The organism is Ruegeria sp. F5 (assembly GCF_056533845.1).
In genome coordinates, this window is record NZ_JBQFOU010000004.1 from 197,250 (window position 1) to 220,582 (window position 23,333).

Below are 23,333 nucleotides of genomic sequence, written 5' to 3' on the forward strand. Positions count from 1 at the left end.
CAAATGACATAAGTCAAGTTTCGAATCGAGAGAGAGGCATAGGACTCAGGAAAGATTGCCGAGTTGGATTCTCAATGCCCGCCTCTAACCCTCTGCACAGTCTCCCTGTTCGTGCCCTGCGCGCGACCTGTGCATGGGCGGGTATCTTCCTGCTGTTGATGCAAATGCTTGGCCCGGTGCTGGCGAGTCCCGGGCAGAGCATGTGGGTTGAGATCTGCTCGGACGCAGGGGCGGTCTGGGTCCAGATAGACCTAGAGGAGGAAGATCACGACCCGACCGTGCCCTGCACCAAATGCGCCGACTGCGCGTTATGCGCCGTCACCTCGGCGGCCCCGGTGCCCGGCCTGCCGGTTCTGATGCAGCACGACCGGGTTCAGAGCGCGCCTGCAGCACCGCGTTGTGAAGTCCGGCCCGATGGCGTGAAACGGTTGTGGCCCGAAACCCGTGGGCCTCCGCCAGCAATCCAAGACACATCTGAACGCGCCCTGCGCGCGTCCATGGCCCCCACCCAAAAGACCGGAGGTGCGCCATGGTCGTAAGTCGCGCAATCCATATCCTGCTGGCCCTTGCCCTGTCCTGCCTGATGGCGATCAGCGCCCGTGCCGACAGCCTTGCCAGCTTCCTGCCCGACATAGACCCCGCCGATCTGGTGCCCGGTGCCGATGCCTTTGGCCCCGTCCGCGATGACGTGCCGGTGGCCCCGGTGCTGAAGGGCGCAGACACCGTTGCCTGGGCCTTTCTGACCTCGGATTTCGTGGGCACCACGGGCTATTCCGGCAAACCCATCCACGTGGTTGCCGCCATCAACGGTGATGCGGTGCTGACCGGGGTGAAACTGGTCAAACATTCCGAACCCATCGTTCTGATCGGCATCCCCAACGCGCGCATGGTCGAACTGACCGAAGGCTATGCGGGTCTGGACCTGAAGGTCGAGGCCGAAACCGGGGGCGAGGGGCATGACCTCGACATCATCTCGGGTGCGACGGTCACGATCATGGTGATCGATGACAGCCTCGTGCGCGGCGGCATCAAAGTCGCGCGGGCGCTGGGGCTGGGCGGGCTGTCGCCCTTGCAGGCCGATGGGCCAAAGCGCGAAGTCGATATGGCGCAGGATGCGGTCTATGACTGGACCACCCTGTCCGGTGACGGCTCGGTCCGGCGGCTGACGCTGGATATCGGACAGGTCAATGCGGCGTTCGAGGCCACGGGCGATCAGCGCGCCATCAAGCGCCCCGAACCGGGTGAACCCGATGACACCTTTATCGACATGCATATGGCGCTGGTTTCGGTGCCGTCGATCGGCAAGTCGCTGCTGGGCGAAGCCGAGTACCAGAACCTTGTCGACTGGCTGGACGAAGGCGAACAGGCCATTCTGGTGCTGGGGCGCGGCGCCTACAGCTTCAAGGGATCGGGCTATGTGCGCGGTGGGATATTCGACCGGATTCAGCTGATCCAGGGCGACAGTTCGGTTCGGTTCTTCGACAAGCAGCAGCGCCGTCTGGGCAAGGTCGCCGCCCCCGATGCACCCAGCTTTACCGAGCTGGATATCTTCAAGATCCCCGCGGATGCCGAGTTCGACCCGGCCGAGCCCTTCCGCCTGCAACTGCTGGTGCAGCGCGCCGTGGGTGCGGTTGAAAAGACCTTTCTGACCTTCGATCTGGGCTACAAGCTGCCGGAACAGTATCTGCTGCCCGTCGCCGCCCCCGCAGTGGTTGATGACGCGACCGGCGAGGCCGCCGCCAAGGCCGCCCTGTGGCAGCGAATCTGGAAAGACCGCGTGGCCGAGATCGCGGTGCTGGGCGCGATGCTGTTGCTGCTGACGGCCACCTTCTTCTTCCAGTTCCACGCCACGATGAATGCGCGGGTCTTCTATTGGTTCCGCATCGGGTTCCTGACCATGACGCTGTTCTTCATCGGCTGGTACGCCAATGCGCAGCTAAGCGTGGTGAACCTGATGGCACTGGCCGGCAGCCTGCGCACCGGGTTCTCTTGGGATGCCTTCCTGCTGGACCCGCTGGTCTTTATCCAATGGTTCGCCGTCGCCGCCGCGCTGCTGTTCTGGGGGCGTGGGGCCTATTGCGGCTGGCTCTGCCCGTTTGGCGCGCTGCAGGAACTGACCAACAAACTCGCGCGCGCGCTGAAAGTGCCGCAATGGACCCTGCCCTGGGGCCTGAACGAACGGCTTTGGCCTGCGAAATACATGATCTTCCTCGTGCTGTTCGGGATCAGTTTCGTCTCGATCCCGCTGGCCGAGAAATATGCCGAGATCGAGCCGTTCAAGACCGCGATCATTCTGAAATTCATGCGCGACTGGCCGTTTGTGGTCTTTGCGCTGGCCCTGCTGGGGATCGGGCTGTTCATCGAACGGTTCTACTGCCGCTATCTCTGCCCCTTAGGCGGCGCGCTGGCGATCCCCGCCCGTATCCGCATGTTCGACTGGCTGCGCCGCTACAAGGATTGCGGCACCCCCTGTCAGACCTGCGCCAATGAATGCCCCGTTCAGGCGATCCACCCCACTGGCGAGATCAATCCGAACGAGTGCGTCACCTGCCTGCATTGTCAGGTGCTCTACCAGTCCGAGGACACATGTCCCGTCGTTATCCGCCAGTTGAAACGGCGGGCCAAGACAGGGTCGGTCACCATCAAGACCCCCCTCGGGCAACCACCGGCGAACCATCCGAACGCCAAACCGCAATCCGTTTCCTAAAAAGGAGGAACGATCATGTCGGACCACGAAAACAAACTGAACATCACCCGCCGCGGGATGCTGGGAGCAACTGCCACCGGTGCCGTGATCGCGGGGACCGGTCTGGGGTCAACCCTGATGACCGCGCGCGAGGCCAGTGCCGCCGCCAATGCGCATCTGGAACCCGGTGAGCTGGACGAATACTACGGCTTCTGGTCTTCGGGTCAGACCGGTGAAGTTCGCATCCTTGGTGTGCCTTCAATGCGCGAGCTGATGCGTATTCCCGTGTTCAACCGTTGCTCGGCCACGGGCTGGGGTCAGACCAATGAATCGCTGAAGATCCTGACCGAAGGGTTGCTGCCGGAAACCAAGGAATATCTGGCCGCAAACGGCAAGGTCACCTATGACAACGGCGACTTGCACCACCCGCACATGTCCTTCACCGATGGCACCTATGACGGCCGCTATCTGTTCATGAACGACAAGGCCAACACCCGCGTCGCCCGTGTGCGCTGCGACGTGATGAAATGCGACAAGATCATTGAGATCCCGAACGCCCATGACATCCACGGTCTGCGCCCGCAGAAATATCCGCGCACCGGTTATGTCTTTGCGAACGGCGAACACGAGGCACCGCTGGTCAACGATGGTGAAATCCTCGACGATCCGTCGCAATACGTGAACATCTTCACCGCGATTGACGGCGACACGATGGAGATCGCATGGCAGGTAATGGTGTCGGGCAACCTCGACAACACCGACTGCGACTATCAGGGCAAATACGCCTTCTCGACCTCGTACAACTCGGAAATGGGCATGAACCTGGCCGAGATGACCGAGAATGAGCTGGACCATGTGGTCGTGTTCAACCTCAAGGGCATCGAAGACGCGATTGCTGCCGGGAACTTTCAGGAACTGAACGGCGTCAAGGTTGTGGATGGCCGCAAAGAGGCGGGTGGCAACCTGACCCGTTACATTCCGATCCCGAACTCGCCGCATGGTGTCAACGCCGCGCCTGACAAGAAACACATCATGATCAACGGGAAACTGTCGCCGACCGTGTCCGTGATCGACGTGGAAAAGGTCGACGCGCTGTTTGCCGATAATGCCGACCCGCGTTCGGCCATCGTGGCGGAACCGCAGTTGGGTCTTGGCCCGCTTCACACCGCGTTCGACGGCAAGGGCAACGCCTATACCACCCTGTTCCTGGACAGCCAGGTGGTAAAATGGGACATCGCCAAAGCCATCGAGGCCTATGGTGGGGCGGATGTTGACCCGATCGTCGACAAGGTGGATGTGCACTATCAGCCGGGCCACAACTCGACCTCGATGGGCGAAACGGCCGAAGCTGACGGCAAGTGGCTGATTTCGATGAACAAGTTCTCGAAAGACCGCTTTCTGAACGTCGGCCCGTTGAAGCCGGAAAACGAGCAGTTGATCGACATTTCGGGCGACAAGATGAAGGTGGTCCATGACGGCCCGACCTTTGCCGAGCCGCATGACTCGATCCTTGTGCACCGCTCCAAGGTGAACCCGGTCAATGTCTGGGACCGCAACGACCCGATGTGGGAAGATGCCCGCCAGCAGGCCGCCGCCGACGGTGTCGATCTTGAGGAAGGCGCCGAGGAACCCATCCGCGATGGCAACAAGGTCCGCGTCTACATGACCTCAACCGCGCCGATCTTCAGCATGGAGAAGTTCACGGTCAAACAGGGCGACGAGGTGACCATCTATGTCACCAACCTGGACGATGTGGATGACGTGACCCACGGGCTGTGCCTGTCGAATTTCGGCATCGCGATGGAGGTCGCGCCGCAGGCCACCGCCTCGGTCACGTTCATTGCTGACCGTCCGGGCGTGCACTGGTTCTATTGCCAGTGGTTCTGCCACGCGCTGCACATGGAAATGCGCGGCCGGATGTTCGTTGAGCCGCGGAGCGCATAAACATGCGTTGGTCCCTGCTCATACCGCTCCTGCTCGGCTCGCCCCTTTGGGCGGCGGATTGGGATGTGCCCAACCGGGCGGGGGCCATCAATCAGATACTGGCGCAGGCGGCGGATGGAGACACCCTCCGCCTGCGCCCAGGCACTTATGCCGAAACGCTGGTTCTGGACCGGCCTGTCACCATCGACGGTCAGGGCTTGGCGACGATTGACGGACAGGGGGAAGGCAGCGTCATCACCGTGACCGGACCGGGCGTGACCGTGCGCGGGCTGACGGTGATCGGCTCGGGCTCGGACCATGACGGGATCGACAGCGGCATCCAGCTGACCAAAACGGCCACCGCGCCGGTGGTCGAGGATAACGTGCTGCTGGGCAATCTCTATGGCATCGACATTCACGGCGCAAAAGACAGTATCGTGCGGCGCAACCGGATCGAAGGGCGGCAGGACCGCCACATGAACGCGCGTGGCAACGGTGTTTATGTCTGGAATGCGCCGGGATCGGTGGTTGAAGACAATGACATAAGGTTTGGTCGTGACGGGATTTTTGTGAACTCGTCCAAGAAAAACACCTTTACCGGCAACCTGTTCCGCGACCTGCGGTTCGCTGTGCACTACATGTATGCCGACAATTCGGTGGTCAGCGATAACGTCTCAATCGGCAATCATCTGGGCTATGCGGTGATGTTCACGACCAATGTGACTGTCGCCAACAATGTATCCATCGGCGACCGCGAGCATGGCGTGATGCTGAACTATGCCAATAAAAGCACCATCACCGGCAATGTGGTGAAAGGTGCCAAGGAAAAATGCACCTTCCTGTATAATTCCAACAAGAACGAATTCACCGACAACTGGTTCCAGGGTTGCGGCATCGGCATCCACTTTACCGCCGGGTCCGAGCGCAATCGGATCGTCGGCAACGCCTTTGTCGGCAATAGGACGCAAGTGAAATACGTCTCGACCAAATGGGTCGAGTGGTCGGAAGGTGGCCGCGGCAATTACTGGTCCGATTTCGCCGCTTTTGATGTGGATGGCAACGGCATCGCCGACGCCCCCTATCGCCCCAATGACTCGATGGACCATGTGCTGTGGACCCAACCCGCAGCCAAACTGCTGCTCGGCTCGCCCGCCGTTCAGCTGGTGCGCTGGTCGCAATCGGCCTTCCCGGCGCTGTTGCCGGGGGGCGTGATGGACAGCAACCCCTTAATGCAAGCCCCTGAACCCCCAGCTATGAAAAAGGTGCCTCATGACGGATAAGGCCCTGACGATAAACAACGTCTGCAAGGACCGGGGGAAAACCCGCGTTCTGGACGATATCACCCTGTCTCTTGCCCCTGGTCAGCGCGTTGCACTGCTGGGCCATAACGGCGCGGGCAAGTCGACGCTGATCAAATCCATCCTCGGCCTGACGCCGATCCATGGCGGCGCCATCCGGATCGGAGACGCCACCCCCGGCAGCGCGCAAGCGCGGCGCGAGACGGCCTATCTGCCCGAAGCGGTGTCGTTTCACCCGGCTTTGACGGGCCGAGAACAACTGACCCTGTTTACACAACTGTCGGGTGCAAAGGCCGATGTGCCCGGCCTGTTGAACCGCGTCGGCCTGAGCGACGCGCTGGACCGCCGGATCGGAGCCTATTCCAAGGGGATGCGGCAACGTCTGGGTCTGGCGCAGGTGCTGCTGGGTCAGCCGACAGTGGCTTTGCTGGACGAACCGACCAGCGGGCTGGATCCGATCTCGCGACAGGATCTTTATGCCATCATCGACGAGCTGGCCGCGCAGGGCACCGCCGTTCTGATCGCGTCGCACGCACTGACCGAGGTCGAGGCCCGCACCGACCGCATCGCCATCATGCGCAAGGGCCGGATGGTGGCCGACGACACACTGACCAACCTGTCGGCGCTGGCCGGTCTGCCGATCCGCCTGAAGGTCCGCGCCAGCGCCAACGCCGACGCATTGGCCGCCGAACTGGGCGGCAATCGGATCAACGGAGCGTCGGTCGAACTGCTCTGCACCCCCGATGACAAGATGCAGGCCCTGCGCCGCATCGCCGGATTGGGCGACGCCGTGGCGGATGTGGAAATGACCCCGCCCAAGCTGGAAGACCTCTATCGCCACTACGCACAGGAGGATTTGCAATGACCCGCTTCCTCGCCATCACCCGCACCGAAATGCTGATCCTGCGCCGCAACCGCTGGCTGCTGGTCGCCACGCTGATCATGGTGCTGTTCGCGCTGGCCCTGACCTTTGCAGGCAGCGCGCCCACCGGCACGCTGGGCGTTGACATGCTGACCGTTTCGGTTGCGTCGATGACCACGCTGTCGGTTTACCTCGCGCCCCTTCTGGCGCTGATGATCTCGTTCGACGCCATCGCAGGCGACGTGGATCGGGGCAGCCTGTCGCTGCTGCTGTCCTATCCGGCGGGACGCGGAGAGATCCTGTTGGGCAAATTCACCGCCCATCTTGCCGCGCTGGCCTTTGCCATGACGGTCGGTTTCGGTACCGCCGGCGCGGTGGCCGCGTTCTTTGGCGGCGCGGGGCCGGACAGCCTGATGGCACTGGTCCGCCTCATCCTCACCTCCATCCTGCTGGGCGCTGTCTTTCTGGCGCTGGGATACCTGCTGTCCGCCCTGGCAAAGGGGGCCACGGCGGCGGCGGGTCTGTCGGCCGGGCTCTGGCTGGTCTTTGTCGTCCTCTATGATCTGGGCCTGTTGGGGGCCGTCGTCATGGACAAGGGCGGCGTCTTCACCCAATCCGTCTTTCCATGGGTGATGGTGGCCAACCCGGCCGACGCGTTCCGTCTGTGGAACATCGCCGCGACCGAAGGCGTCGCCATGGCATCCGGCATGACCGGGGCCGCGCAGGCGCTGCCGGTCTGGGCCGCGCCCGTGTCCTTGATGATCTGGCCGGTGCTGGGCTTTGCCCTCGCGCGGCTGGCGTTCCGGAGGGTCGAGCCATGAAACGCCTTGCCCTGATCGCATTGGTCGCGCTGGTGGCCTGCAAGGAAGAGCTGGCCGAGGTCCCCGACCCGGTCGACCTGACCCCCGACGCGCTGAGTTTTTTCTGCCAGATGAACATCGCCGAACATGGCGGCCCCAAGGGTCAGATCCATCTGGAAGGTTACCCCGCGCCGCTGTTCTTTGCCCAAGTGCGCGATATGGTGGCCTATCTAAAAAGCCCCGAGCGGGATGCGGACATCACCGCCGTTTATGTCAGCGATATGGGCGCGGCCCCCAGTTGGCGGCAGCCGGGTATTTCCAACTGGATCGCCGCCGATGGCGCGACTTTCGTGGTGGGCTCCAACGTCGCCGGCGGCATGGGCGCAAGAGAAGTAGTGCCCTTTGCCGACCCGACCGCCGCCGAGGCGTTCATCAATGACTATGGCGGCGCGGCCCTGCCCCTGTCCGATATCCCGGATGCCGAGGTGCTGGGCCCCGTCGATCTGGACCTAAAGCTGGAGACCCCCGCATGACCCCCCTGTCCCGCCGCCGCTTCCTGTCCATTTCCGCCGCCTGCGCTGCGGTTCCGACGATCACGTTCGCTGCACCCGTCGCCCGCTGGCGCGGTACCGCGCTTGGGGCAAAGGCCAGCCTGCAATTGGTGGGGATGGACGACACGCAAGCCGCGCCGTTCATCTCGTCGATCGAAGCCGAACTGAGCCGCCTGGAGAACATTTTCAGCCTTTACCAACCGCAATCGCAGCTCAGCCAGTTGAACCGGGACGGGGTTCTGACAGCACCGGCCCCCGAATTGCTGAACGTCCTGAGCCTGTGCTCGGCGCTGCATGCGGCCTCGGACGGGGCATTCGACCCGACCATTCAACCGGTTTGGCAGGCTCTGGCGTTGCAGGCCGATGCCTCGGACCTTGCCGCGGCGCAAAAGACCGTTGGCTGGCACCGGGTCCGGTTTGACGGGCGCGAGGTGCGCCTGCCGGTGCCCGGTATCTCGGCCCTTACGCTGAACGGCATCGCGCAGGGCGCGATCACGGATCGCGTCGCGGCCTTACTGCGATCTTTCGGGTTGCGGGATGTCATGGTGGATATGGGGGAAATTGTCGCCATGGGCCATCGCAAAGATGGACGGCCCTGGCAGGTCGGTCTGTCCGACGCGGGAACGGTGATCCGGGAAATCGCATTGCGGGACCGGGCGGTTGCTACCTCATCGGCCAAGGGCACACTGTTTGCGGATGGCCAGGGCCATATCCTGAACCCCAACGGTCCGGCGGCGACACCGGACACCGTATCTGTTTCCGCACCCGAGGCAGCGCTTGCGGACGGCCTGTCGACCGCCCTCTGCGCCGCCCCCGCTGCGCAATCGCAGACCATCCTTAAATCGTTCCCAACCGCAAGGCTCGAGATGCGCATCCGGTAGCGATTTGACCCCGCCGGAAATTTCACGGATAGAGTGCCGCATGACGCAGCATCCAATCCTGTGGACGTTCCGCCGCTGCCCCTACGCCATGCGGGCACGCCTTGGCATCCTGAGCGCGGGCGTAACCGTCGAGTTGCGGGAAATCCTGCTAAGGGACAAACCGCAGGCTTTTCTTGAGACCTCGGCCACAGCAACGGTACCCGCCCTGCGTCTGGAGGATCGGGTTCTCGATGAAAGCCTGGACATCATGATCTGGGCGCTGGAGCGAAACGATCCAAAGCGCTTGCTGGACATGCCTAAGGACGGATGGCACCTGATCGAGACGAATGATGGCCCGTTCAAGGCAGCACTGGATCACACAAAATACGCCACCCGGTATCCCGAACTGGACCACGAAGCCGAGCGGATCAAGGCGGCCAGCTATCTGATCGACCTCGACCGGCAGTTAAGCGGTCGGCCATGGCTTTTCGGAAACCGCCCGACCCTTGCCGATCTGGCGCTGCTGCCGTTTGTCCGCCAGTTTGCTCATATCGACCGGGCTTGGTTTGACCATCAGCCCTGGCCAAATCTGATCGCGTGGCTGGACCGGTTTCTGGATAGCAAAGCCTTTGGGCTGATCATGAACAAATACAAACCTTGGCGCGAAGAAGACGAACCGATCTGGTTCTTTGGCTGAATTTGATTGCCAGACATCCTGAACGAAGCCGGTTGCTAGACTTTAACTACGCCACCCAAGTCGCTACCAACGCTGGAAATTTTACCGGGCAAACAATTCGGAAAGGTAGAACTCGGCCATCGTCTCGGACAATCCGGACTGATCGATCACCCAGAAACGCTGGGCTGATCCGGTTGGGTTCTTGTCACCCTTGCGCTCATAGGGTCGGCGCAGCTCGATGGGGACAAAGTTGTGCGGATAGCGCGTAACCAGGGCCAGATCGATGCGCGTCGGTCTTTCCGCATCGCTGATGACCAGTGGCTTTGTCAGAAGCGCATCCCCGAACCAGCGCCGCAGAATTTCGCGCGTGACAACGATGCTGTGTTCCCACTCGGCTTTATTTTTAGGTTTGGCGCTGCTTGACCGGGCGGATTTCTTGCCGCGACCGCCTTTGGCCCCGGTTGACGGCGCATTCTGCGAAAAGGTCTGCCGGAATTCTTCTATGTAGGACTTAACTTCTTCCTCACGGGTGGTCTTGTCGTCGGTCAGGGTTCCGATCTTGTCTATGGCGTCCTTGAGTTCGGGGTGAACCTGCAAGAGCTTGCTGATGACCGTATCGGTCGAGATCAGCCCAACGAACGCTTCGTTTTCCCCCTGACCTCCGGTGATCATGATCCTTTGAATGTCGGAAAGTTTCCTGCCTAAAGCGGCTAGCAGCAGAAGTCGTGTCGACCACCAGACGTTGTCGATATTGATCCTGAAAACGCGAACGCTTCGATCGCTGGCCACGGCGGTGGCGATGTCGTCCAAGTGTTCGCTAATCGCGCTCAGGCTGCTTTCACTAATCTCCGTGTTTGCCAGCATAAGCTCATCGTTCATGTTCATAGCCATCGCCGGAGAGATCAGTATCAGAAACTGGCGGGTCGGTTCAAAATTGGACAGCGAGGTCGCGACCTTGGTTGCCAGATCCTCGGGGCTGCGGAATTGCGCCACCAGATTGCTGACCTGTACCTGCTTTCTAAGCGCCTTGATGGGCTCGATCGTCGAATTTTCGTCCAGCCCGTCAATGTAATAGGGCGGCCAGGGGACCGTGTCTTCCAGCACGAAGAGAAAATCGTGAACCCCGGCCTCTTTGGCGATAGCCAATTCGCATTGGGTGTAAGAGGACACGCCAAGCTTGATGTCATCGGGCAACACCAGATTGTTATTCCCCGTTTTCGGAGGTTTGGACCCCAGCCGCCACGCATACAGGCCGACAAAGGCGTCGCAGCCGCGAATGTCCTGCATGACCTTTGCAAGCGGCGTTCGGTTTTCGGCCCCGTAGTGCTCCATCTGAACGACGGCAAAACCCAGCCGCTGCAAGGCCGCCGCTGCGGCATCCCGATAGGATTGAAGGTCGCGGAACGTTGACGAAAGGTAGACGCGCATGCTTGTCGCCTCCGTACATGTGTTCGGATACTTGGCAATCTTACACTACAATGGATATCAGAGCGAGGGTTCGACCCCGTGGCGACGTCGGGTCAGTTCAGACCTGTCTCGGGTCAGCGTGCCGTTTGCGTAGCCCTTGACCGACAGCCAGCCTTGCGGATGAATCACTGTGCGGGGCCTGAGGTTTCATCCTTGAATGCTGAGAGTTTTTCGCGAATTTCGTCCGGCCACGGGGCCGAGCGCCCGCCCGGACCGGTGTGAACCAGCGTTGCTGTGGTGGTAAAGCGCAACTCGTCCCCCGAATGGGCGGTCATGCGGTAATCGACCGAGCTGGTGCCGATCCGGGTGATGACCAATTGCAGCACCAGATGGTCGCCATGGCGGCTGGGGGCGGAAAACCGCGTCTGGATCTGGCCGGTGGGCACAGCGCCGGTCTTGTGCAGGGTTTCGAACGGAAGGCCCAGCGCTTCGTCGAAAAAAGCCTCGATGCAGTCGTTCATCATCTCGAAATATCGGGGGAAAAAGACGATCCCGGCAGGGTCGCAATGTTTGAACAGCACTTTTTGCGGAAAGGAAAACGCCATCACACCCCCACATACCGTTCCGAGATGTCGGGGGTCAGATCCGTCATCACCCCCGACCAGACGGTTTTGCCACGCTCCAGAATCACCGCCTTGTCCGACACGGCAGCGATTTCCTTGAGCGATTTGTCGATCAGCAGGATGGCGACACTGGTTTCCGACTTGAGGCGGCGCAATGCGGCCCAGATTTCCTGCCGGATGATCGGGGCCAACCCCTCGGTCGCTTCATCCAGGATCAACAGGCGTGGGTTGGTCATGAGGGCGCGGCCGATGGCCAGCATCTGCTGCTCGCCCCCCGACAAGGACGCCGCGCGCTGATCTGAGCGTTCGCCGAGGCGCGGGAACAGGTCGGCCACGGTGCGCAAGGTCCACGCGCCGGGCCGCGCGGCGGCGATCAGGTTTTCCCGCACGGTCAGATCGGCAAAGCACCGACGGCCTTCGGGCACAAGCCCGACGCCCAAACGGGCAACCTTGTGGCTGGGAAGCGCGTGCAGGTCGTGGCCGTCAAACCTCAGCCCGCCCTCGGACCGGATCATGCGGCAGATGGCCTTGACCGTTGTCGTCTTGCCCATGCCGTTGCGCCCCATCAGCGCCGTCACCTCGCCCTCGGCCATTGTCAGGTCAACGCCAAACAGCGCCTGACTGACGCCATAGGTCGCGGTGAGGGTGTCGAGGGTCAGAAAGCTCATGCCTCTTCCCCCAGATAGGCTTCGCGCACCTCGGCACTGGTGCGGATTTCGTCCGCCGTACCGGTGGCGATGACCTTGCCGTAGACCAGAACGCTGATGCGGTCGGCCAGCGCAAAGACCGCGTCCATGTCGTGTTCGACCAGAAGGATCGGCGCCTCGGCCCGCAGGCCATCCAGAAAACCGGTCAGCCGTTTCGAACCCCCTGCCCCAAGCCCGGCCATCGGCTCGTCCATGACGAACACGCGGGGGGACAGTGTCAGGGCAACGGCGACCTCTAGCTGGCGGCGCTGCCCGTGGCTCAGGTTGGCGCAACGGGTGTTGCGGTCATCGCTGAGGCCGACACGTTCCAGCGCAGCCTCGGCCCGTTCGGTTAATGCCCTGGTCTTCAACGCAGCACGCCAGAACCGCCAGGCGGCCCCGCTGGCCCCGATTGCGCCCAGAACCGCGTTTTCCAGCACGGTATCCTCCATGCACAGGGCCGAGATCTGAAAGGTGCGCCCCATCCCCGCCCGGGCCCGCGCCTGTGTGCTGAGGGCAGACACATCGCGCCCCTGCAGAAACACCCGCCCGGAATCCGGCGTCAGCCCGCCGCAAATCTGCTGGATCAGGGTCGACTTGCCAGCGCCGTTTGGTCCGATGATTGCATGTATCTCTCCGGCTTTCAGATCGATTGATACGTCATCCGTGGCTTTCAGGGCCCCAAAGCTCTTCCTCAGGTTTTGGGTGGCGAGGACAGGATCAGACATGTGCGCCCTCCTTGCCGGTCAACAGACCGATCAATCCGCCACGCCCGAACAGGACGATGCACAGCAGGATGATGCCCAGAAACACGTGCCAGTACTCGGTCAGCCCGCCCAGAAAATGCTCGAGCGCCACAAAAACGCAGGCTCCGACAACCGGCGCCATCAGGCGACCGACCCCGCCGATGATGATCAGAACGATCAACTCGCCCGACAACTGCCAGCCGAACATGGAAGGAGAGACAAAGCGGTTGAGATCGGCGAACAAAGCACCCGCAAGCCCGGTGATTGCGCCGGAGATCACGAAGGCCAGCAGCCTCAGACGCACCGGGTTCATCCCCACCGTCTCGACCCGGATACTGGATTGCCGGGCGGCGTTCAGCGCCAGACCGAAGGGCGACGCCTGCAGCCGCGCGTTGAGGTATAGGACCGCACACAGGATCACAAAGCAGATGCCGAAGAACTGGATCGGGACCAATGTGTTCAGCCCCGGAAACCCGTTGCGCACATAGATCGACACCCCGTCCTCACCCCCGTATTCAGCCCAGGAGATGGCGAAGTAAAAGAACATCTGCCCGAAGGCGAGCGTGATCATGATGAAGTAGACGCCCGTGGTCTGCAGCGTCAGCAGCCCGATGAGAAAGGCGATGATGGCCGAGACCAGCATGGCCACCAGCCAGATCACCGGCATGGAATTGGTGCCGCCGGTGGAAAACAGCCCCAGATCGAGCGTGGTATAGGTCTGCGCGTGATAGGCCAGAATGCCCATCGCATAACCGCCGAGGCCGAAAAACACCGCGTGGCCAAAGCTGACCATGCCGCCGATGCCAAGGATGATGTTCAGCCCCACGGCGGCCAGTGCCAGGATCACCGCGCGCGTGACCAGTGTGATGGTAAAGGGCTCATCCACGACCAGCGCAAACAAGGGCAGCGCCACAAGACCGCCGATCACCAGCGCGTTCAGCAAGCGTTCATTGACCCTCATGCACGCGCTCCGAACAGTCCGGTGGGTCGGAAGAACAGCACCAGCCCCATCAGCACGTAAATCCCCATCGAGGCAATCGCCGCGCCGCTTTTCTGCGCCGCGCCGGTGTCCATGAACAGCTTGAACAGTTCGGGCAGGAAAACCCCGCCCAGCGTGTCGGTCAACCCGACCAGTAGCGCACCGATAAAGGCCCCCCGGATCGAGCCGATGCCGCCGATGACGATCACCACGAAGGCAAGGATCAAAACCGGCTCTCCCATACCGACCTGCACCGATTGGATGGCCCCCACCAGCGCCCCGGCCAGCCCGGCCAGTGCAGCACCGAGCGCGAAGACCAGCGTGTAGAGTTTCGAGATATCGACCCCAAGCGCCGCGATCATCTCGCGGTCGTTTTCACCGGCGCGGATTTGCACCCCAAGACGTGTGCGTTCAATCAGCGCCCAAAGACCAATGGCGACCGCAAGGCCGATGGCGATCAGGGTCAGGCGGTAAAGCGGGTATTCGATCCCACCGGGCAGCGTGACCGGGCCCGACAGCGCCTCGGGGATATCCAGAAACAGCGGGAATGAGCCAAAGACCCAGCGCGTTCCTTCCGAAAAGATCAGGATCAGCGCGAAGGTTGCCAGCACCTGATCCAGATGCGGCGCCTTGTAGAGCCGCCGGATCACCGCCATTTCGATCACCGCCCCGGCCAGCGCCGCCGCGGCCAAGGCGGCCACGAGGCCCAGAAAAAACGACCCCGTCGCACCCGCCACCGCCGCAGCCGCAAAGGCACCGACCATGTAAAGCGAGCCATGGGCCAGATTGATCAGCCCCATGACGCCGAAAATCAGCGTCAGACCGGCGGCCATCAAAAACAGCATGACGCCGAACTGCAGACCGTTCAGGACCTGTTCGATAATCAGGATCGAGGACATGAAATCTCCGGACGTTGCGCGCCCGAAACCGGGCGCGCAAAGGGCTTACATCTTGCAGTCAGCCGCATAGGCATCCGAGTGGTTTTCCAGCGCGGTGCCGATGATCTTGTTGGTGAAGACGTCGCCGTCCTTGATCACCTCGCGCGCATAGATCGTCTGTACTGGGTGGTGGTTCGGCCCGAACGAGAAATCGCCGCGCGTGCTGTCAAATTCGGCGGCGCGCAGCGCTTCGCGGAAGGCATCGGCATCCGAAGGATCGGCTTTATCCAGCGCCGACAGCAACAGGTTTGCCGTGTCAAATCCCTGACTTGCATAGAGCGACGGCAGCCGCCCGTATTCCGCCTGGAAGCTTTCGACAAAACCCACGTTGGTCGGGTTGTCGATATCCTTGTTCCATTGCGAGGTGTTCACCACGCCCAGCGCCGCATCGCCAACGGCCTGCAGAATACCCTGATCGAAGCTGAAGGCGGGGCCGACCACGGGCAAATCAATGCCGCTGTCTGCATATTGCTTGAGGAAAGAAATCCCCATACCGCCTGGCAGAAAGAAGAACACGCTATCGGCATCGCTGGCCCGGATCTGAGCCAGCTCGGCGGCGTAATCCGTCTGACCAAGCTGGGTATACACCTCGCCCGCCAGATCCCCTTCGAAGAAGCGTTTGTAGCCGGTCAGCGCGTCGGTGCCCGCCGGGTAGTTCGGGGCCAGGATGAAGCTGTTCTTGTATCCGGCACCATTGGCATACGCCCCTGCGGCCTCGTGCAGGTTGTCGTTCTGCCAGGCCACGTTGAAATAGTTCTGATGGCAGTTCTTGCCCGCCAATGGCGACGGCCCCGCATTCGGCGACAGGTAGAACACGTTCTGGTTCACCGCAGCAGGCACAACGGCCATCGCAAGGTTCGACCAGATGATGCCGGTCATCACATCCACACGCTCGGATTGGATCATCTTGTCGGACAGCTGCACGGCGATGTCGGGTTTGCGCTGGTCGTCCTCGATCACGACATCGATATCGTCGCGGCCCGACTGTGCGATGGCCAGCATGAAGCCGTCGCGCACATCGATGCCCAGCCCGGCCCCGCCGCCGGACAGCGTTGTGATCATACCGACCTTGACCTCGGCCAGTGCCGATGAGGTGCACAGCGCCGTGGCGGCAGCGGCCATAAGTAGTTTTTTCATTTCAGTCTCCCCTTGTTGGTTATCGGCTTCACGCCCCAATCCCGGCGATTATGGTTAGGTTTCATCAGCTTGCAACCGCTTCTGCTTTAAGCTTGAACCGTTGCACCTTGCTGGTCTGCGTTTTTGGCAGGTCGTCGCAGAAAACAATGCTGCGCGGGTACTTGTAGGGGGCGATGGCGGCTTTGACGTGCTCTTGCAGCGCTTCGACAGTGGCATCGGACGGCTCGGCACCTTCGGCCAGAACCACATGTGCCTGAACGATATGGCCCCGTTCCTTGTCCGGCACGCCGATCACCGCGCATTCGGCGACGGCGGGATGCGACAGCAGCGCGGCCTCGACCTCGGGGCCCGCGATGTTGTAGCCCGCCGAAACGATCATGTCGTCGTTGCGGGCGGCAAAGTGGAAATAGCCATCGGCGTCCTTCGAGAAACTGTCGCCGGTGATGTTCCAACCATCTGCAACATAACCCGCCTGCCGGTCATCATTCAGATAGCGGCAGCCCGTTGGGCCGCGCACGGCCAGGCGGCCAACCTCGCCGATGTCCGCTTCGGACCCGTCGGGGCGCAACACCTTGGCCTGATAGACCGAGACCGGTTTGCCCGTGCAGGCAGGCTGGTGATCGTCAAAGCGATTGCTGATGAAGATATGCAAAAGCTCGGTCGCGCCGATCCCGTCGAGCATCGGTTTGCCGGTCTTCGCCATCCAGTCGTCATAGATGGGCTTGGGCAAGGTCTCACCGGCGGAAACAGCAGCGCGCAGGCTCGACAGGTCCGCGCCCTCGTCCATCGCGCCCAGCATGACGCGATAAGCGGTGGGCGCGGTGAAGCAGACGGTGGCTTTGTATTTCTCGATGATCTCGATCATGCCGGGGGGCGAGGCCTGTTCCAGCAAGGTTGCCGTCGCCCCGAAGCGCAGCGGAAACACGGCCAGCCCGCCCAGGCCAAAGGTGAAGGCCAGCGGCGGCGAGCCGACAAAGACATCCTCTTGCGTGACACCCAGAACCTCGCGCGCATAACCGTCGGCGATGATCAGGATGTCACGGTGGAAATGCATCGTCGCCTTGGGCTCGCCGGTGGAACCCGAGGTGAACCCCAGCAGCGCAACGTCATCGCGCCCGGTGGCGACACAATCGAACTTCACCGGCTTTTCCAGCGCCATCCGGTCCAGTTCGGCGTCGTGGTTCGAGGTGCCGTCGAAACCCACAACCTTCTTTAGATATTGGCTGCCCTTGGCGCAGGTCGACATCTCATCCATCAGCCGCGTGTCGCACAGCGCGAACTGAATCTCGGCCTTGTCGACATATTTGGTCAACTCAGAGGCCCGCAGCATCGGCATAGTGTTCACCACCACCGCGCCCACTTTGGTCGCGGCCAGCCAGCAGGCAACCATGGCCGGGTTATTGGCCGACCGGATCAGCACCCGGTTGCCGGGTTCGACACCCAGATCCTGAACCAGCGCATGGGCCAGACGGTTGGTCCAGTCGGTCAGTTCCTTGTAGGTGCGCAGGCGGCCATTGCCGATCAGCGCGGTGTTGTCGCCAAAGCCTTTTTCAACCATTTTATCAGTGAGTTCGTAGCCGACGTTCAACCGATCAGGATAGTCGAACCCGTCCAGCAGGAAGTCCGGCCATTGATCCTGCGGCGGCAGGTTGTCCCGTGCGAATGTGTCGGTATGGGCCGAAGGACCAAGCATCACGAACCTCCCAAATGTGCCGCCTGTGCCGCGCGTGCGATGATGACCTTTTGCACATCAGACGCGCCTTCATAGATGCGCAGCGCGCGGATTTCCCGGTAAAGCCGCTCGACCGATTTGCCCGAGCGGACGCCCTCGCCGCCGAACAGCTGAACCGCCTTGTCGATCACCTGCTGGGCCTGATCCGTGGCATACAGCTTGGCCATGGCGGCTTCGCGGGTAATCCGGGGCGCGCCGCTGTCCTTGGCCCAGGCCGCGCGATAGACCAGCAAGGCGCTTGCGTCCACATCCAGCGCCATGTCGGCGATGTGGCCCTGCACCATCTGCAGATCGAACAGCGGCGCGCCCTGAACCTGCCGAGTGGTGACCCGCTGCAGCGCCTCGTCCAACGCGCGGCGGGCAAAGCCCAAAGCCGCCGCTGCCACGGTCGAGCGGAAGACATCCAGCACCGACATGGCAATGCGAAACCCCTGCCCCGGCGCGCCGATCATCGCCGTCACCGGCACCCGGCAATCGGTAAACCTGAGCCGTGCGAGGGGGTGTGGTGCGATGGTGTCCAGCCGCTCGACAACTTCGAAACCCGGCAGGTCGGGCGTGACGATGAAGGCTGACAGCCCCTTGGCCCCGGGGGCCTCTCCGGTCCGCGCGAACAGCGTGTAGAGATAGGCGATGCCGCCGTTCGATATCCATGTTTTCTCGCCATTCAGCACATAGCTGTCGCCGTCCGGCGTGGCGGTCATCGTGGAATTTGCCACGTCCGAGCCCGATTGCGGTTCGGTCAGGGCAAAGGCGGAAATGGCCTGTCCCGCGCGGGTTTCGGGCAGCCACCGCGCCTTTTGCGCGTCCGAGCCGAACAGCGAAATCGCCCCGGTCCCGAGCCCCTGCATGGCAAAGGCGAAATCGGCCAGCCCGTCATGGCGCGCCAATGTCTCGCGTGCCAGACACAGCGTGCGCACATCCAATTGACCGTTCTGGTCGGCGGTGACACTCAACAGCCCCGCCTCGCCCAAAAGCGCCACCAACTGGCGGCATGCGGCATCGGTGTCGGCATGATCCACGTCCAGACCTGCCGCAACCTCTTCCACCCGCGCTGCCCAGTCGCGGTGGCGTTGCTCAAAGAAAGGCCAGTCGAGGAAGGTCTGATCCGCCATCAATCCCCCTCGAACACCGGTTTTTCTTTGGCGACAAAGGCATTGTAGGCCCGTTCAAAATCGCCGGTCTGCATGCAGATGGCTTGCGCCTGCGCCTCGGCCTCGATGGCCTGTTCGATCGACATCGACCACTCCTGCGCCAGCATCGTCTTGGTCATCATATGCGCAAAGTTCGGCCCTGCCGCGATCCGTTCGGCCAACTCGCGCGCTGCGCCGTCCAGTTCGTCCACACCAACGATCCGGTTGTAAAACCCCCACGCCGCGCCCTCATCGGCGGTCAGCGACCGACCCGTATACAGCAGTTCTGCCGCCCGACCCTGCCCGATGATCCGGGGCAGAATGGCGCAAGCCCCCATGTCACAACCCGCCAGACCGACCCGGGTGAACAGAAAGGCGCATTTAGCCTCGGGCGTCGCGATACGCAGGTCCGAGGCCATGGCAATGATTGCACCCGCCCCCACGCAGACGCCATCAATCGCCGCGATGATCGGCTTGCCGCAATTGACCATCGCCTTGACCAGATCGCCGGTCATCCGGGTAAAGGCCAAAAGCTCCCTCATATTCATGCGCGTCAGCGGCCTGATGATGTCATGCACATCCCCGCCCGAACTGAAATTCCCACCGTTCGAGGCAAAGACCACCGCATCCACATCATCGGCATAACCCAGATCCCGGAACCAGTCGCGCAGTTCGGCATAGCTTTCAAAGGTCAGCGGGTTTTTCCGCTCGGGCCGGTTCAGCGCCACCGTGGCAACCCGGTTTTCGATTCGGCACTGGAAGTGCTTTGTGTCACTGCGCATCGGTATCCTCCGGCATGTTGAATTCGGCGGCCAAGGCGCGGGCTTCTTCGGCCGAGAACTGGCCCAGCAAATCGGCAATCCACGCCTCATGGGCCGAGGCCTGACGGGCGAATTCCGCGCGCCCCTGCCGCGTCATGCGAACCCGATGCGCGCGCCGGTCGCCCGGTACGGCCACACGCTCAAGATGGCCGTCTTCGACCAGCCGATCCACGATCCCGGTCACGTTTCCATTGGACACACGCAGTGCACCCGAAATCTGGCTCATCTTCAGACCATCCTCGTAGCGGGACAACGCCGCCATCACGTCGAACCGGGGCAGCGTGGTTTTGAATTCATCGCGCAGGTTCTCGCGCAGCCGCCCTTCGATAGCGCGGGTCGTTTTCAGAAGCCGCAGCCAAAGGCGCAACCGCTCCTTCGATGCGGCCTCCAGCGGGATTTGCGCCAGGCCCGAACTCATACCTCGCCCCCCGAGACGCTGAGGCCGTGACCATTGATCGACGCCGCCCCTTTCGAGGCCAGAAAAATCGCCGTCGCCGCAACCTCTTCGGGCGCGATCAGGCGGTGCATGGGGTTGGCGGCGGTGATCTTCTCCATCGCGGTTGCCTCATCCACATTGAATTTCTCGGCCACACCGCGCGCCGCATTCGTTGCCATTTCGGTGTCGACAAAGCCGGGGCAGATGGCGTTGCAGGTGATCCCGCCCTTGGCGACTTCTTTGGCGGTCGACCGGACCAGACCCAGAACCCCGTGCTTGGCCGCACAATAAGCCGCCAGCGTCGCGCCACCCTGCAAAGACGCGGTCGAGGCGATGGCAATCAGCCGCCCCCCCGGATCCATGCCCCTGAGCGCAGCACGGAAGGTCAGGAAAACTCCGGTCAGCGTGGTGTTCAACGTGTCGTTCCAATCGGTTAGCGACAGGTCTTTCACTTTCCCGGTGCGCGCGATCCCGGCATTGGCGATCACGACGTCAAAGGGGCTTTCAAACAGCTCCGCGACCGAGTCCTCATCCGTCACGTCCGCTTGTTTCACCGTCATTTCAAAGCCTTCGGCAGTGTCCTTCAACGGCTCCAACCGACGGCCGCAGATGGTGACATCATCGCCTTCTTCGGCGAACGCGCGAGCAATCGCCCGACCAATACCTGTGCCGCCACCCGTGACCAGAACCCGTCTCATGCCTTCAACTCCATTTCCACTTCCCGATCCGCCAGTCGCCACGCCTGATCCCGTCCCGCTTCATAAGGTTTCGGCCACACCGCCTGCCGGTCGCCCAGGGCGGTCGCGGCGTGCAGCGTCCAATAAGGGTCGTTCAGATGCGGGCGCGCCAGACAGACAAGATCGGCCCGCCCCGCCATCAGGATCGAATTTACATGGTCCGGCTCATAGATATTGCCCACCGCCATTGTCCTGATCCCGGCCTCGTTGCGGATACGGTCCGAGAACGGGGTCTGGAACATGCGCCCGTAAACAGGCCTGGCCCCGGTCGAGGTCTGGCCCGCAGACACGTCCACAATATCGGCCCCCGCGGCGGCGAACATCCTGGAAATCCCGACCGCTTCCTCAGCCGTCACCCCGTGATCCCCTGCCCAATCGCTGGCCGAAATCCGCACGGCCATTGGCCTTGCGTCGGGCCAGACGGCACGCATTGCGCTGAAAACCTCAAGCGGATAGCGCATCCGGTTTTCCAGCGCGCCGCCATAGGCATCGTCGCGCCTGTTCGACAGGGGAGAGATGAAAGACGAGATCAGATAGCCGTGTGCCGCGTGCAGTTCGATCATGTCAAAGCCCGCGCGATCCGCCATTTCGGCGGCGGCCACAAATTCAGCCGTGACCCGATCCATATCGGCGCGGTCCATCGCCTTTGGCACGGCGTTGCCTTCGGACCAGGGAATGGCCGAGGCTGAAATGATCGGCCAGTTGCCCGTCTCCAACGGCTGATCCATGCCCTCCCACCCCAAACGGGTCGACCCCTTACGCCCCGCATGACCGATCTGGCAGCAAATCTTCGCCTCGGTCTCAGCATGGACAAAATCGGTCAAACGCTTCCACGCGGCTTCGTGTTCGGGCGCATAGAGCCCCGGGCAGCCGGGGGTGATCCGTCCATCAGCGGCAACGCAGGTCATCTCGGTATAGACCAGCCCGGCACCGCCTTTGGCGCGCTCGCCATAATGGATCAGGTGCCAGTCGGTCGGGCCGCCATCGACCGCCTTGTACTGCGCCATGGGGGAGACGACGACACGGTTCTTCAGGCTCATGTCCCGCAAACGAAGCGGCGCGAACATCGGTGCCCGGACGGGCGCATTGGCCCCTGCACCGGCTTGCCGCAGGAACCAGGCCTCGGCCTGCTTCAACCACGCACCATCGCGTTCGCGCAGGTTCTCATGGCTGATCCGTTGCGAGCGGGTCAGCATCGAATAGTTCAGCTGCACCGGATCAAGATCTAGATAACGCTCGACATTTTCGAACCATTCCAGAGAGTTCCGCGCCGCTGACTGCAATCTCAGAACCTCGAGCCGCCGCTCGTCTTCATAGCGGGCGAACGCGGCCTCGAGCGTATTTTCGCTGACGATATATTCGGCCAATGCAATCGCGCTTTCCATCGCCAGCTTGCTTCCCGAGCCGATCGAAAAATGCGCCGTTGCGGCCGCATCTCCCATCAGGACGACATTCTTGTAGCTCCACTTTTCGCAAAGCACCCGGGGGAAGCGCAGCCAGGCAGAGCCCCTGATATGGCTGGCATTGGTCATCAGGGAATGGCCGCCCAGATGATCGCGGAAAATCTCTTCGCAGACCTTGATTGACTCTGCCTGACTCATCTCGCCAAAGCCGTAGGCATCAAAGGTCTCTTGCGTGCATTCGACAATGAAGGTCGCTGTATCGTCGTCGAACTGATAGGCATGGGCCCAGACCCAGCCCTTGTCGGTGTGCTCGAAGATAAATGTGAACGCGTCGTCAAATTTCTGATGGGTGCCGAGCCAGACGAACTGGCACAGCCGTTCGTCGATATCGGGCTTGAAAACATCAGCAAATTCCACACGCGTTTTCGAGTTCAGCCCGTCTGCGGCCACCACCACGTCGAACTCGCTCATATAGGCCGAGGCGCTTTCCACCTCGGTCTCAAACCGCATTTCGACACCCAACTCGCGGGCACGGTCCTGAAGGATCAACAACAGTTGCTTGCGCCCGATGCCGCAAAAGCCATGGCCGCTTGAAACCGTCCGCTTGCCCTGATGCACCAGCGCCACGTCATCCCAATAGGCAAAATGCTTGCGGATGGCTTCAGCGCAGACGGGGTCATTGGCGGCCAGATTGTCCAGCGTTTCATCCGACAGAACCACGCCCCAGCCAAATGTATCATCCGCGCGGTTGCGTTCGATCACCACCACCTTGGCAGATGGATCGCGCAACTTCGTGGATATCCCGAAATAGAGACCTGCGGGACCACCGCCAAGACATGCAATGCGCATGAAATGATATCCCCCCAAAAGCTGATTGCCTGAAAGGTTAGATCGGGGAATGA

General features: G+C 61.9%; 22 protein-coding genes. 9 read left to right on the top strand and 13 right to left on the bottom strand.

The genetic code is table 11. The features are described from left to right. The first annotated feature begins 164 nt into the window (after positions 1–164). The 9 genes from ACR0K1_RS08110 to ACR0K1_RS08150 are packed head-to-tail and all read left to right on the top strand — an operon-like array spanning position 165 to position 9,677. Positions 165–539: a hypothetical protein gene (locus ACR0K1_RS08110; protein WP_480850078.1), complete on the top strand. Its 375-nt coding sequence runs from the start codon at positions 165–167 to the stop codon at positions 537–539. Then, a complete protein-coding gene (locus tag ACR0K1_RS08115) occupies positions 530–2,707 on the top strand; it encodes a 4Fe-4S binding protein (RefSeq protein ID WP_480849801.1) in 2,178 nt (725 codons plus the stop codon). The genes ACR0K1_RS08110 and ACR0K1_RS08115 overlap by 10 nt, the downstream gene beginning before the upstream one ends. A gap of 15 nt (positions 2,708–2,722) precedes the next feature. Next, a complete protein-coding gene (gene nosZ, locus ACR0K1_RS08120; RefSeq protein WP_480609769.1) occupies positions 2,723–4,630 on the top strand; it encodes a TAT-dependent nitrous-oxide reductase in 1,908 nt (635 codons plus the stop codon). Between the two features lie 2 nt (positions 4,631–4,632). Next, the gene (locus ACR0K1_RS08125) at positions 4,633–5,889 is read left to right on the top strand and encodes a nitrous oxide reductase family maturation protein NosD (protein WP_480849804.1); all 1,257 of its coding nucleotides are present in this window, start codon (positions 4,633–4,635) and stop codon (positions 5,887–5,889) included. Beyond that, a complete protein-coding gene (locus ACR0K1_RS08130; protein WP_480849806.1) occupies positions 5,879–6,772 on the top strand; it encodes an ABC transporter ATP-binding protein in 894 nt (297 codons plus the stop codon). The genes ACR0K1_RS08125 and ACR0K1_RS08130 overlap by 11 nt, the downstream gene beginning before the upstream one ends. Beyond that, positions 6,769–7,590, top strand: a complete 822-nt coding sequence (locus ACR0K1_RS08135) for an ABC transporter permease (RefSeq protein WP_480849808.1) — start codon at positions 6,769–6,771, stop codon at positions 7,588–7,590. The genes ACR0K1_RS08130 and ACR0K1_RS08135 overlap by 4 nt, the downstream gene beginning before the upstream one ends. Continuing rightward, positions 7,587–8,102, top strand: a complete 516-nt coding sequence (locus ACR0K1_RS08140; protein ID WP_480849810.1) for a nitrous oxide reductase accessory protein NosL — start codon at positions 7,587–7,589, stop codon at positions 8,100–8,102. The genes ACR0K1_RS08135 and ACR0K1_RS08140 overlap by 4 nt, the downstream gene beginning before the upstream one ends. After that, the gene (locus tag ACR0K1_RS08145; RefSeq protein ID WP_480849812.1) at positions 8,099–9,001 is read left to right on the top strand and encodes an FAD:protein FMN transferase; all 903 of its coding nucleotides are present in this window, start codon (positions 8,099–8,101) and stop codon (positions 8,999–9,001) included. Before ACR0K1_RS08140 ends, ACR0K1_RS08145 begins: the two co-directional genes overlap by 4 nt. Before the next feature lie 40 nt (positions 9,002–9,041). Beyond that, a complete protein-coding gene (locus tag ACR0K1_RS08150; RefSeq protein WP_480849814.1) occupies positions 9,042–9,677 on the top strand; it encodes a glutathione S-transferase in 636 nt (211 codons plus the stop codon). A gap of 81 nt (positions 9,678–9,758) precedes the next feature. On the opposite strand, the gene ACR0K1_RS08155 is transcribed toward ACR0K1_RS08150, so the two are convergent. The 13 genes from ACR0K1_RS08155 to ACR0K1_RS08215 all read right to left on the bottom strand — a co-directional run bounded on the left by ACR0K1_RS08155 (position 9,759) and on the right by ACR0K1_RS08215 (position 23,280). After that, entirely contained in the window at positions 9,759–11,084 is a 1,326-nt protein-coding gene (locus tag ACR0K1_RS08155; protein ID WP_480849816.1) for a DUF4062 domain-containing protein, read from the bottom strand. Positions 11,085–11,248: 164 nt separating this feature from the next. Continuing rightward, on the bottom strand, positions 11,249–11,668 hold the full coding sequence (locus ACR0K1_RS08160; RefSeq protein ID WP_480849818.1) for an acyl-CoA thioesterase: 420 nt from the start codon (positions 11,666–11,668) through the stop codon (positions 11,249–11,251). Further along, positions 11,668–12,354, bottom strand: a complete 687-nt coding sequence (locus tag ACR0K1_RS08165; RefSeq protein WP_480849820.1) for an ABC transporter ATP-binding protein — start codon at positions 12,352–12,354, stop codon at positions 11,668–11,670. The genes ACR0K1_RS08160 and ACR0K1_RS08165 overlap by 1 nt, the downstream gene beginning before the upstream one ends. Then, positions 12,351–13,100, bottom strand: coding sequence for an ABC transporter ATP-binding protein (locus ACR0K1_RS08170; protein WP_480849822.1), 750 nt, complete (start codon positions 13,098–13,100; stop codon positions 12,351–12,353). Before ACR0K1_RS08170 ends, ACR0K1_RS08165 begins: the two co-directional genes overlap by 4 nt. Further along, positions 13,093–14,079, bottom strand: coding sequence for a branched-chain amino acid ABC transporter permease (locus ACR0K1_RS08175; RefSeq protein WP_480849825.1), 987 nt, complete (start codon positions 14,077–14,079; stop codon positions 13,093–13,095). Before ACR0K1_RS08175 ends, ACR0K1_RS08170 begins: the two co-directional genes overlap by 8 nt. Next, on the bottom strand, positions 14,076–14,996 hold the full coding sequence (locus tag ACR0K1_RS08180; protein ID WP_480849827.1) for a branched-chain amino acid ABC transporter permease: 921 nt from the start codon (positions 14,994–14,996) through the stop codon (positions 14,076–14,078). Before ACR0K1_RS08180 ends, ACR0K1_RS08175 begins: the two co-directional genes overlap by 4 nt. Positions 14,997–15,041: 45 nt before the next feature. Further along, entirely contained in the window at positions 15,042–16,172 is a 1,131-nt protein-coding gene (locus ACR0K1_RS08185; RefSeq protein WP_480849829.1) for an ABC transporter substrate-binding protein, read from the bottom strand. 64 nt (positions 16,173–16,236) lie between these two features. Further along, positions 16,237–17,865, bottom strand: coding sequence for an AMP-binding protein (locus tag ACR0K1_RS08190; protein ID WP_480849831.1), 1,629 nt, complete (start codon positions 17,863–17,865; stop codon positions 16,237–16,239). Continuing rightward, complete coding sequence (locus tag ACR0K1_RS08195; RefSeq protein ID WP_480849833.1) at positions 17,865–19,016, bottom strand: acyl-CoA dehydrogenase family protein; 1,152 nt, start codon at positions 19,014–19,016, stop codon at positions 17,865–17,867. Before ACR0K1_RS08195 ends, ACR0K1_RS08190 begins: the two co-directional genes overlap by 1 nt. Continuing rightward, positions 19,016–19,816 (bottom strand): enoyl-CoA hydratase family protein, encoded by an 801-nt coding sequence (locus ACR0K1_RS08200; RefSeq protein WP_480849835.1) that lies wholly within the window; start codon positions 19,814–19,816, stop codon positions 19,016–19,018. Before ACR0K1_RS08200 ends, ACR0K1_RS08195 begins: the two co-directional genes overlap by 1 nt. Continuing rightward, the gene (locus tag ACR0K1_RS08205) at positions 19,806–20,273 is read right to left on the bottom strand and encodes a MarR family winged helix-turn-helix transcriptional regulator (RefSeq protein WP_480849837.1); all 468 of its coding nucleotides are present in this window, start codon (positions 20,271–20,273) and stop codon (positions 19,806–19,808) included. Before ACR0K1_RS08205 ends, ACR0K1_RS08200 begins: the two co-directional genes overlap by 11 nt. Further along, the gene (locus tag ACR0K1_RS08210; protein ID WP_480849839.1) at positions 20,270–20,989 is read right to left on the bottom strand and encodes an SDR family NAD(P)-dependent oxidoreductase; all 720 of its coding nucleotides are present in this window, start codon (positions 20,987–20,989) and stop codon (positions 20,270–20,272) included. The genes ACR0K1_RS08205 and ACR0K1_RS08210 overlap by 4 nt, the downstream gene beginning before the upstream one ends. Beyond that, positions 20,986–23,280, bottom strand: a complete 2,295-nt coding sequence (locus ACR0K1_RS08215) for a bifunctional salicylyl-CoA 5-hydroxylase/oxidoreductase (protein ID WP_480849841.1) — start codon at positions 23,278–23,280, stop codon at positions 20,986–20,988. The genes ACR0K1_RS08210 and ACR0K1_RS08215 overlap by 4 nt, the downstream gene beginning before the upstream one ends. Between the last annotated feature and the right edge of the window lie 53 nt (positions 23,281–23,333).